Below are 9,522 nucleotides of genomic sequence, written 5' to 3' on the forward strand. Positions count from 1 at the left end.
GTCAAACCAACTGTTTACGCTGGTTGGACGGCGGGATGGACAAAGACTCTCGGTACTTGGCGACGGTACGCCGCGCCACGATGATCCCCTGATCGGAGAGCAGGGTGGCCAGCTTGCTGTCGCTGAGCGGTTTGGCGGGGTTTTCCGCCGCAATCAATTTCTTCACCAAAGCGCGGATCGCCGTAGAGGAGGCTTCGCCCCCGCTGTCAGTATTCACGTGGCTGGAGAAGAAATATTTCAACTCGAAAATGCCGCGCGGACTGTGCAGAAATTTCTGCGTGGTGACGCGTGAGATTGTCGATTCATGCATCTCCACGGCCTGGGCGATATCCGCCAGTACCATGGGCTTCATAAATTCGGCGCCCTGTTCAAAAAACGCTTGTTGCTGCTCGACGATGCAGCGCGTGACTTTCAGCAAGGTGTCGTTACGGCTTTCCAGGCTCTTGATCAGCCATTTCGCTTCCTGCAGATTACTGCGAATATACTGGCCGTCACTGTCGTTGCGCGCGCTGCTGCCCATGGCGGCGTATTGCTGGTTGATCTTCAGCCGCGGAATGCTGTCGGCGTTGAGCTCTACCGTCCAACTGTCCTGCACCTTGCGTACCAGCACGTCCGGGATCACGTATTCTGACTCGCCGGTGTTGATCGACTGGCCCGGGCGCGGATCAAGAGACTGGATCAGCAGCATCGCTTCTTTCAGTGTATCTTCTTTTAGCCGCGTTGTTCGCATCAGGCTGCGAAAGTCGTGATTCGCCAACAGAGCAAGATGTTCGCTGATGATCAGGCGTGCTTCAGCCAGGTAGGGCGTATCTTTTGCGTACTGGGAAAGCTGGATCAGCAGACAGTCGCGCAGATCGCGCGCGGCGACGCCAACCGGGTCAAAACGCTGCACGCGCTTCAACACCGCTTCCACTTCGTCCATTGTCACATTCTCGTCACCCATGCTCTCCAGAATATCTTCCAGCGGCACGGTGAGATAGCCGGTGTCATCGACGGCGTCGACTATCGAGGTGGCAATGGCGACATCGGTATCAGAGAAGGGTGTGAGATCCACCTGCCACATCAGGTAATCCTGCAGCGTCTGGGTGGTTTCGCCCTGATAGACCGGCAACTCATCATCGCTGTAATCGGTGCCGGTGCCGGACGGCGTGCCTGCGGTATAGATTTCGTCCCAGGTGGCGTCCAGCGGCAGTTCTTCGGGCATGTCCTTTTGTTCCAGCGCCTCGCGGGTATCCAGCCCTTCGGTCTCGGTCGTCTCTTTGGCGTCGATTTCTTCGTGCAGATCGGTCTGCTCAAGCAGGGGATTGCTCTCTAACGCCAGCTGTATCTCCTGCTGGAGCTCAAGCGTGGACAACTGCAGCAGGCGAATAGCCTGCTGGAGCTGGGGGGTCATGGCCAGTTGTTGGCTGAGCCTGAGTTGCAAACCTTGCTTCATAATCTTCAGTCTACTTCCGTTAACAGTCGTCCATCAGGACGCGCCGGCACTCAGAGGCGGAATTCTTCGCCCAGATAAACGCGTTTCACCTGCTCATCAGCCAAAATGGCATCCGGCGTGCCGTGAGCAATCAATTTGCCCTGGCTGACGATATAGGCGCGTTCACACACGTCCAGCGTTTCGCGCACGTTATGGTCGGTGATCAGCACGCCGAGGCCGCTGTCACGCAAGTGCTCGATAATTTTTTTAATGTCGATAACGGAAATGGGATCAACCCCGGCGAAAGGCTCATCCAGCAGGATGAATTTCGGGTTAGCCGCCAGAGCACGGGCAATCTCCACGCGGCGGCGTTCACCACCGGACAGCGCCTGGCCCAGGTTGTCGCGCAGATGGGAGATGTGGAACTCTTCCATCAGCTCAACCGCACGGTCTGCACGCTGCTCGCTGCTGAGATCCTCGCGGATCTCCAGGACGGCCATCAGGTTGTCATACACGCTCAGACGACGGAAAATGGACGCTTCCTGCGGCAAATAACCAATGCCGCGACGCGCACGGGCGTGCAGCGGCAGCAGGCTGATGTCTTCTTCGTCAATCACGATACGCCCGGCATCACGCTGGACGATACCGACCACCATGTAAAAGGTAGTGGTCTTGCCGGCGCCGTTTGGCCCCAGCAGGCCGACGATCTCGCCGGATTTCACTTTCAGGCTGACGTCTTCAACAACTTTACGGCCCTTGTAGGCTTTCGCCAGGTTTTCTGCGATGAGTGTAGCCATAAGTGATTAGTTACTCTTCTTTTGCCCGTTTTTGTCTTGCAACTGCGACGGTACCAGAACCGTAGTCACGCGTTTGCCTTTATCGCTGAACGCCTGCATTTGCTGCTGTTGCACCAGGTAGGTGATGCGATCGCCCTTCACGTTGCTGTCTAGCTGCTCCAGATAGGCATTCCCGGTCAGGGTCACCAACTGCGACGCCACATCGTAACGGACCTTCTGCGCATGGCCTTTTACCGGTTTGCCGCTGTCTTGCATCTGGTAGAAGGTGACCGGATTGCCGAAAGCTTCGATGTACGTTTTGTTTTGATCGCCGCCAGGGCGGGTAACGACCACTTTATCCGCTTTGATGTCGATGGTGCCTTGTTTGATCACCACGTTATCGGTAAAGGTGCTGACGTTGCTCTGCATATCCAGAGACTGTTTCAGCGAGTCGATACTTACCGGTTGGTTGGAGTCAGATTTCAGTGCCCATGCGGGTGCGCTGGCGGCCAAAACGAGGCTTCCGATCAACAGATTACGGCGTTGTTTTTTGGTTCTGAATTTCATAGTTGGTCTTAACCTTATCAATCAGCTCAGCGGTTTTGGCCCGCAGGTTCCCACGCATTTTCATGCCGTTAGAGGTAAAGTTTGTCCCGTAGAGGGTCACTTCATCATCCGAAGCGACATCCTGGGTCACCAGATTCACCTGAGCATTGTCCGTTTTAATTTTTTCCAGCTGCGAGGTGGTGGTCAGGCTGTTCACCTCAACGTGGCCGTAAAGATACAGCATTCGGTCTTTAGTCAGTTTGGCGCGATCGGCGCGAACTGACCAGGTGGCCACCGCGTTTTCATCAAACAGCGTCATCACCGGCTGGGTAAACCAGCTTAATTCATCGGCGGTATAATATTTCACGTCTTCCGCCACCAGCTTGTAACTCAGCTTCCCGGTCGGATTGTACACTATGGTGACCGTGTGCTGGCTCTGATAAGTCGGGTCCTGATCATTGACGGGGCCTGGAATCGCATCATCATTGAAATCAGTCATGTTCCAGCCAATCAGCGCCAGGGCAATCACCGCAAGAAGAAGGGTGATCCAAAGTTTGGTTTTGCTCATATCGACAGCCCCTTGGCGTCCTCCAGCTTATTCTGTGCCAAAAGAATAATGTCGCACAGTTCGCGCACCGCGCCGCGGCCACCGGCAATACGGGTAACGTAGTGGGCTCTTGGCGTCAGCAACGGATGCGCATCCGCCACGGCGACCGCCAGGCCAACCTCAGCCATCACCGGCCAGTCGATCAGATCATCACCGATATAGGCCACCTGATCCGCGTTTAACGACAGTGTATCCAACAGTTCGCGGAAGGCCAAAAGCTTATCGGACTGCCCCTGATACAGATGGGTGATACCGAGGGTTTTCGCCCGATCTTCCAGCAGTTTGGCTGAACGTCCGGTGATAATCGCCACGTCGATATCCGATGTTTTCAGGCAGCGAATGCCGTAACCGTCGCGCACGTTGAACGCTTTTAATTCTTCGCCGTTGTTGCCCATAAAAATCAGGCCGTCTGACAGCACGCCGTCGACATCGCAAATCAGCAGGCGGATTTTGCCGGCACGCGCCATGACGTCTTGTTCTACAGGCCCGTAGCAGGTTTCAACCAGACTCATTGAGTTCTATTCCTTAATTAAACGACGCCGGCGCGCAGCATGTCATGCATATGTACCACACCCAGCAATTGGTCGCCATCGGCAACCAGCAGCGCGGTGATATGGCGCTGCTGCATCAGGTTCAACGCATCGACCGCCAGCAGGTTCGGGCGTACCCGCACGCCGCCGAGCGTCATGACATCGACGATCCGGGCTTCGTTGAGGTTGATGCCCATATCAAATATCCGCCGCAGGTCACCATCGGTAAAGATGCCGGCGATTTTCATCAGATCGTCGCAGATGACCGTCATGCCCAGGTTTTTGCGCGTGATTTCCAGCAACGCGTCGCGCAGCGATGCATCGGCGCTGACGCGCGGGATTTCCTCGCCGCTGTGCATGATGTCGCAAACGCGCAGCAACAACCTGCGGCCCAGGGCGCCACCCGGGTGTGACAGCGCAAAATCTTCCGGCGTGAAACCGCGGGCTTTCAGCAACGCCACTGCCAGCGCATCGCCCATCACCAGGGTGGCGGTGGTGCTGGTGGTCGGTGCCAGGCCGAGCGGGCAGGCTTCCTGCGGCACCTTGATGCACAGGTGAATATCCGCCGCTTTGCCCATTGAGCTTTCCGGGTTGTTGGTCATGCAGATCAGCGGGATTTGCTGACGCTTCAGGACCGGGATGAGCGCCTGGATTTCATTGGACTCGCCGGAATTGGAAATGGCGAGCACGATATCTTGTGCCGTCACCATGCCAAGATCGCCGTGGCTGGCCTCGGCCGGGTGAACAAAAAAGGATGGCGTGCCGGTGCTGGCGAAGGTGGCGGCAATCTTGCAGCCAATGTGCCCGGATTTACCCATGCCCATCACGACCACTTTACCGCAGCAGCCGGCGATCAATTCGCAGGCGCGGGTAAAATCTGCATTGATGTACCGATCGAGCTGGGCCAGCCCGTCACGCTCAATCTGCAGCACTTCTTTGCCTGCCTGTTGAAAATCAAAGCCCGGTTGCAACTGAATGTTCGACATGTTCATTCCCGTCGGTCATACCCGTCATCTTTCAAGCTACAGCGTTGTTACCTGCACTCAATTATGTGGCCCGTCCATGGGCCACACCCCTGTGGGGCCGCTGCTAGCAGCGTTCAAATCTGCTCCCTGCAGATCTGTCACCCCAGTTACTTACCTGAGTAAGCGCCTGGGGAAGAGTGAGCTTGCCGCCTAGCTGCAACTTGAAAGCTATAGGCTATAGCTAAATGAATTGAAAGGGTTAAAAAACAGCACCGCAAGATACGCAATAAAACCACATAATAACAGAGCGCCCGCCAGATGACCGATGCGATGTTTTCGCCCGATGCACAGGGCGCTGAGCACAATGCTGACCGCCAACATGACCCAATAATCGCGGTGGAAGGCGGCAGGGTCGACGCTGCCAGGCGACAACAGGGCAGGAACGCCCAGTACGATTACCGTGTTGAAAATGTTGGAGCCGATGATATTACCAATCGCCATATCATCCTCACCCTTTAGTGCCCCGGCGATGGTCGTGGCCAACTCCGGCAGGCTGGTGCCGATGGCGATGAGGGTCAAACCGACCACCAGTTCACTCATGCCAAAATAGTGCGCAATCACCGTGGCGTTATCGACCACCATTTTGGACGATAACGGCAGAATAATGAATGCCAGCACCAGCCACAGCACCGCCACGGTGTTGCTGCTGTCTTGCGGCAGTTCGGCGATTTGTTCCACGGTCAGGCTGTCGCTGCCTTCGCGCTGCGCCAGCCTGGCGATTTTCAGCATCAATAAAATAAAGGCGGCAGCGGCGGCCAATAACACCACGCCATCCAGGCGGCTCAGGGTGCCGTCCATCAACACAAAACCGCACAATACTGTGACCGCCAACATCAGCGGCAGTTCGCGGCGCAGCACCTCGGATCGCGCCGCCAGCGGGTGAATCAGCGCAGCCACGCCAAGGATCAATAATATATTCGCAATGTTGGAACCTAATACGTTCCCCACGGCCATATCTATCTGCCCATTCAGCGCGGCGGTGGTCGACACGAACAGTTCCGGCAGTGAAGTGCCGATACCGACGATGGTCATGCCGATGATTAACGGCGGCACGCCAAGCGAACGGGAAATCACCGCAGCACCGTAAACTAAGCGGTCTGCGCCATACACCAGTAAAAATAAACCAACGATGAGTAAAGCTATCGCGAGAAACATGCAGGGTCCTTTGTTGGGTATCATCCCGGTTCGTTGGTTAAAAGCCGAAATTCGGCTATCTTGCTTTGCCCTCCGTTGTGCAGGCTAAAGCCGCAGCAACGGGTTTTCCCGGCTAATATATGAGCAGTTTCGTTTTTTTCGTTATGGCGCCAATTTTGACCGGGTGGCGCGTAAAAGTAAAACCTATGGCACCATTGGTAGCGAAATGCCGGTAAGTTTTTGTAAAGATGAGACGCGTTGCGCCCGTTGCTTTAACATCGCGGGTAGATTTGGCAAAAATGAGCCGTAAAGGATCCATTAACATGCACCAAAATGCAGAGAATCTGGTCGAAGTGCGCGACATGACTTTCTCGCGCGGCGATCGACTGATATTCGAAGACATCAACCTGACGGTTCCCCGCGGCAAGGTCACGGCGATCATGGGGCCGTCCGGTATTGGTAAAACCACGCTGTTGCGCCTGATTGGCGGCCAACTGGCACCGGACCGCGGCGAGATCTGGTTCGATGGCGATAATATTCCCGCGCTATCCCGCCATCAGCTGTATGAGGCGCGCAAGAAAATGAGCATGTTGTTCCAGTCTGGCGCGCTGTTCACCGATCTTACGGTGTTTGAAAACGTGGCCTACCCGCTGCGTGAGCACAGCCGTTTGCCGGAGCCGATTTTGCGCAGCACGGTGATGATGAAACTGGAAGCGGTCGGGTTGCGCGGTGCGGCTGAGCTGATGCCCAACGAACTGTCCGGCGGCATGGCGCGGCGAGCCGCGCTGGCGCGGGCGATCGCGCTCGACCCGGAGTTGATCATGTTCGACGAACCTTTCGTCGGCCAGGATCCGATCACCATGGGCGTATTGGTGAAGCTGATCGATGAGCTGAATCATGCGCTGGGTATCACCTGTATCGTGGTTTCGCACGACGTGCCTGAAGTGCTGAGCATCGCCGACTACGCGTATATCGTTGCCGATCATCGAGTGATTGCCGAAGGGACGACGCCGCAATTACAGAACAATCCTGATGCGCGCGTGCGCCAGTTCCTGGATGGTATTGCCGATGGGCCGGTACCCTTCCGTTATCCGGCCGGGGATTACCAGGCCGAGCTGTTAGGCTTAGGGAGTAAATAAGCTCATGTTATTACAGGCGTTAGCGTCTTTAGGGCGCCGTGGCATCAATACCAGCGCCAGCTTTGGGCGCGCGGGGTTGATGCTGTTCAACGCACTGGTCGGGCGGCCGGAGCCGCGCAAACAGTGGCCGCTGTTGCTAAAGCAAATGCACAGCGTGGGTGTGCAATCGCTGCTGATCATCATGGTTTCCGGGCTGTTTATCGGCATGGTGCTGGGTCTGCAAGGTTATCTGGTACTGACCACTTACAGCGCCGAGGCCAGCCTGGGCATGATGGTGGCGCTGTCGCTGCTGCGTGAACTGGGGCCGGTGGTCACTGCGCTGCTGTTTGCCGGCCGCGCAGGTTCTGCGTTGACGGCAGAAATCGGCCTGATGAAGGCGACCGAACAAATTTCCAGCCTGGAAATGATGGCCGTCGATCCGCTGCGGCGGATTGTCGCGCCGCGCTTTTGGGCCGGTTTGATCAGCATGCCTCTGCTGACGATTATCTTCGTCGCCGTGGGCATCTGGGGAGGAGCGATAGTCGGCGTGGATTGGAAGGGCATCGACAGCGGCTTCTTCTGGTCGGCGATGCAGGGCGCAGTGGAGTGGAGAAAAGACTTGCTCAACTGTCTGCTCAAGAGCGTGGTATTCGCCATCACCGTGACCTGGATTGCCATTTTCAACGGGTATGATGCGGTGCCGACCTCTGAAGGGATTAGCCGGGCAACGACTCGTACCGTGGTACATTCGTCACTGGCGGTGTTGGGATTGGATTTCGTGCTGACAGCACTGATGTTTGGGAATTGATTCGATGCAAACGAAGAAGAGTGAAATTTGGGTTGGGGCATTTATGCTGATTGCGCTGTGCGCCATCGTCTTTCTCTGCCTGCAGGTAGCGAACATTAAGTCGATCGGTAACGAGCCGACGTACCGCATCTATGCGACCTTCGATAATATCGGTGGTCTGAAAGCGCGCTCGCCGGTGAAAATAGGCGGCGTGATGATTGGCCGTGTGGCCGATATCTCGCTCGATCCTAAAACCTATACGCCGCGCGTAGCCTTGGACATTCAGGACAAATATAACCAAATCCCGGACACCAGCTCACTGGCGATCCGCACTTCCGGCCTGCTGGGGGAACAGTATCTGGCACTGAACGTCGGTTTTGAAGATCCTGATATGGGCACTACTATTCTGAAGGATGGCGGCACTATTCAGGACACCAAATCAGCCATGGTTCTGGAAGATCTGATCGGCCAGTTCCTGTATAAAAGCGGCGGCCAGGATAATGCAGCCAAACCGGGAGACGCGGCCGCTGAGCCGGCTGCCGGTACTGCGCCGCAATCTGTCGCCCCAAGTCATTAAGAGAGGAAACCTGAATGTTTAAACGTCTACTTATGGTGGCCCTGCTGGTGGTTGCTCCGCTGGCGAATGCGGTCGATCAAACCAACCCGTACAGCCTGATGCAAGACGCGGCTGAGAAGACTTTTACCCGGCTGAAAACCGAGCAGCCAAAAATCAAGCAGGACCCTAACTACCTGCGTTCGGTGGTGCATCAGGAGCTGATGCCGTTCGTGCAGGTCAAATACGCCGGTGCGTTGGTGCTGGGCCGTTATTACAAAGAAGCGACGCCGGCGCAGCGTGATGCCTATTTCACCGCATTCCAGGCTTATCTGGAGCAGGCTTATGGCCAGGCGCTGGCGATGTACCACGGTCAGACCTACCAGATCGCCCCTGAGCAGCCGCTGGGCGATGCCGACATTGTCGCCATCCGCGTGACCATCATTGATAAAGACGGCCGTCCACCGGTGCGTCTGGATTTCCAATGGCGTAAAAACAGCAAAACCGGCCACTGGCAGGCGTATGACATGATCGCCGAAGGCGTCAGCATGATCACCACCAAGCAGAACGAGTGGGCGTCGACCCTGCGTACTCAGGGCATTGACGGTCTGACCAAACAGCTGCAGGCCGCGGCGCAACGGCCTATCACGCTGGATCAGAAAAACTGATGTCGGCCGCACTCAGCTTTGAATCGCAGCAGCAGACCTTGATCCTGCGCGGCGAGCTGGACCGGGAAACGCTGCTGCCGTTGTGGGATCAACGGGAAACGTTGCTGGCGGATAAAACCGCTCTCGACGTCTCGCAACTGCAACGTGTGGACTCTTCCGGGTTGGCGCTGCTGGTGCATTTGCGTGAGCAGCAGCGCCAGCACGGGGTTGAATTAAAAATTTCCGGTGCCACCGATCGCTTGAAAACGCTGATAGCGTTGTACAACCTGCAAGAAATAATGCCTGTCGATACCGCTGGTTAGCGATATTTTCAGCTGGCTGAAGATGGTCTTACCCCAAAAAGCCCCTGTGTAATAGGGGCTTT

Annotated in this window: 12 protein-coding genes; 5 read left to right on the plus strand and 7 right to left on the minus strand. The window is 56.2% G+C overall.

What is annotated here, in order from left to right; translation table 11 throughout:
* Window position 1: 1 nt before the first annotated feature.
* From rpoN to QZQ97_RS18600, 7 genes are all read right to left on the minus strand, one after another.
* Window positions 2-1,435, minus strand: a complete 1,434-nt coding sequence (gene rpoN, locus QZQ97_RS18570; RefSeq protein ID WP_311994649.1) for an RNA polymerase factor sigma-54 — start codon at window positions 1,433-1,435, stop codon at window positions 2-4.
* A 50-nt stretch (window positions 1,436-1,485) separates the two neighbouring features.
* Window positions 1,486-2,211, minus strand: coding sequence for an LPS export ABC transporter ATP-binding protein (gene lptB, locus QZQ97_RS18575; protein ID WP_006317106.1), 726 nt, complete (start codon window positions 2,209-2,211; stop codon window positions 1,486-1,488).
* 6 nt (window positions 2,212-2,217) lie between these two features.
* On the minus strand, window positions 2,218-2,757 hold the full coding sequence (lptA, locus tag QZQ97_RS18580; protein WP_311994650.1) for a lipopolysaccharide ABC transporter substrate-binding protein LptA: 540 nt from the start codon (window positions 2,755-2,757) through the stop codon (window positions 2,218-2,220).
* Window positions 2,726-3,304, minus strand: coding sequence for an LPS export ABC transporter periplasmic protein LptC (lptC, locus tag QZQ97_RS18585; RefSeq protein WP_311994651.1), 579 nt, complete (start codon window positions 3,302-3,304; stop codon window positions 2,726-2,728). The genes lptA and lptC overlap by 32 nt, the downstream gene beginning before the upstream one ends.
* Window positions 3,301-3,855, minus strand: coding sequence for a 3-deoxy-manno-octulosonate-8-phosphatase KdsC (gene kdsC / locus QZQ97_RS18590; protein ID WP_311994652.1), 555 nt, complete (start codon window positions 3,853-3,855; stop codon window positions 3,301-3,303). Before kdsC ends, lptC begins: the two co-directional genes overlap by 4 nt.
* Before the next feature lie 17 nt (window positions 3,856-3,872).
* The gene (gene kdsD / locus QZQ97_RS18595) at window positions 3,873-4,859 is read right to left on the minus strand and encodes an arabinose-5-phosphate isomerase KdsD (RefSeq protein ID WP_311994653.1); all 987 of its coding nucleotides are present in this window, start codon (window positions 4,857-4,859) and stop codon (window positions 3,873-3,875) included.
* A gap of 207 nt (window positions 4,860-5,066) precedes the next feature.
* Window positions 5,067-6,053, minus strand: coding sequence for a calcium/sodium antiporter (locus tag QZQ97_RS18600; protein ID WP_311994654.1), 987 nt, complete (start codon window positions 6,051-6,053; stop codon window positions 5,067-5,069).
* Between the two features lie 302 nt (window positions 6,054-6,355).
* Between QZQ97_RS18600 and mlaF the strand changes: the two genes are divergently transcribed.
* From mlaF to mlaB, 5 genes are read left to right on the plus strand one after another with little or no spacing between them, the layout of a single operon-like run.
* Complete coding sequence (gene mlaF / locus QZQ97_RS18605; RefSeq protein WP_311994655.1) at window positions 6,356-7,171, plus strand: phospholipid ABC transporter ATP-binding protein MlaF; 816 nt, start codon at window positions 6,356-6,358, stop codon at window positions 7,169-7,171.
* A gap of 4 nt (window positions 7,172-7,175) precedes the next feature.
* Window positions 7,176-7,958 carry a lipid asymmetry maintenance ABC transporter permease subunit MlaE gene (mlaE, locus tag QZQ97_RS18610; protein WP_311994656.1) on the plus strand — a complete coding sequence of 261 codons (783 nt, stop codon included), beginning with the start codon at window positions 7,176-7,178 and terminating at the stop codon, window positions 7,956-7,958.
* 4 nt (window positions 7,959-7,962) lie between these two features.
* Window positions 7,963-8,514 (plus strand): outer membrane lipid asymmetry maintenance protein MlaD, encoded by a 552-nt coding sequence (mlaD, locus tag QZQ97_RS18615; protein WP_006317101.1) that lies wholly within the window; start codon window positions 7,963-7,965, stop codon window positions 8,512-8,514.
* 14 nt (window positions 8,515-8,528) lie between these two features.
* A complete protein-coding gene (gene mlaC, locus QZQ97_RS18620; RefSeq protein WP_311994657.1) occupies window positions 8,529-9,158 on the plus strand; it encodes a phospholipid-binding protein MlaC in 630 nt (209 codons plus the stop codon).
* On the plus strand, window positions 9,158-9,460 hold the full coding sequence (gene mlaB / locus QZQ97_RS18625; RefSeq protein WP_311994658.1) for a lipid asymmetry maintenance protein MlaB: 303 nt from the start codon (window positions 9,158-9,160) through the stop codon (window positions 9,458-9,460). The genes mlaC and mlaB overlap by 1 nt, the downstream gene beginning before the upstream one ends.
* Window positions 9,461-9,522 lie beyond the last annotated feature (62 nt).

Origin of the sequence: Serratia sp. root2 (genome assembly GCF_031931805.1) — a bacterium.
Taxonomy (GTDB): domain Bacteria; phylum Pseudomonadota; class Gammaproteobacteria; order Enterobacterales; family Enterobacteriaceae; genus Serratia; species Serratia inhibens.

Excerpts from the sequence above, each read along its gene's own strand:
- rpoN (WP_311994649.1), bottom strand. The coding sequence starts at position 1,435 with ATGAAGCAAGGTTTGCAACTCAGGCTCAGCCAACAACTGGCCATGACC.
- lptB (WP_006317106.1), bottom strand. The coding sequence starts at position 2,211 with ATGGCTACACTCATCGCAGAAAACCTGGCGAAAGCCTACAAGGGCCGT.
- lptA (WP_311994650.1), bottom strand. The coding sequence starts at position 2,757 with ATGAAATTCAGAACCAAAAAACAACGCCGTAATCTGTTGATCGGAAGC.
- lptC (WP_311994651.1), bottom strand. The coding sequence starts at position 3,304 with ATGAGCAAAACCAAACTTTGGATCACCCTTCTTCTTGCGGTGATTGCC.
- kdsC (WP_311994652.1), bottom strand. The coding sequence starts at position 3,855 with ATGAGTCTGGTTGAAACCTGCTACGGGCCTGTAGAACAAGACGTCATG.
- kdsD (WP_311994653.1), bottom strand. The coding sequence starts at position 4,859 with ATGTCGAACATTCAGTTGCAACCGGGCTTTGATTTTCAACAGGCAGGC.
- QZQ97_RS18600 (WP_311994654.1), bottom strand. The coding sequence starts at position 6,053 with ATGTTTCTCGCGATAGCTTTACTCATCGTTGGTTTATTTTTACTGGTG.
- mlaF (WP_311994655.1), top strand. The coding sequence starts at position 6,356 with ATGCACCAAAATGCAGAGAATCTGGTCGAAGTGCGCGACATGACTTTC.
- mlaE (WP_311994656.1), top strand. The coding sequence starts at position 7,176 with ATGTTATTACAGGCGTTAGCGTCTTTAGGGCGCCGTGGCATCAATACC.
- mlaD (WP_006317101.1), top strand. The coding sequence starts at position 7,963 with ATGCAAACGAAGAAGAGTGAAATTTGGGTTGGGGCATTTATGCTGATT.
- mlaC (WP_311994657.1), top strand. The coding sequence starts at position 8,529 with ATGTTTAAACGTCTACTTATGGTGGCCCTGCTGGTGGTTGCTCCGCTG.
- mlaB (WP_311994658.1), top strand. The coding sequence starts at position 9,158 with ATGTCGGCCGCACTCAGCTTTGAATCGCAGCAGCAGACCTTGATCCTG.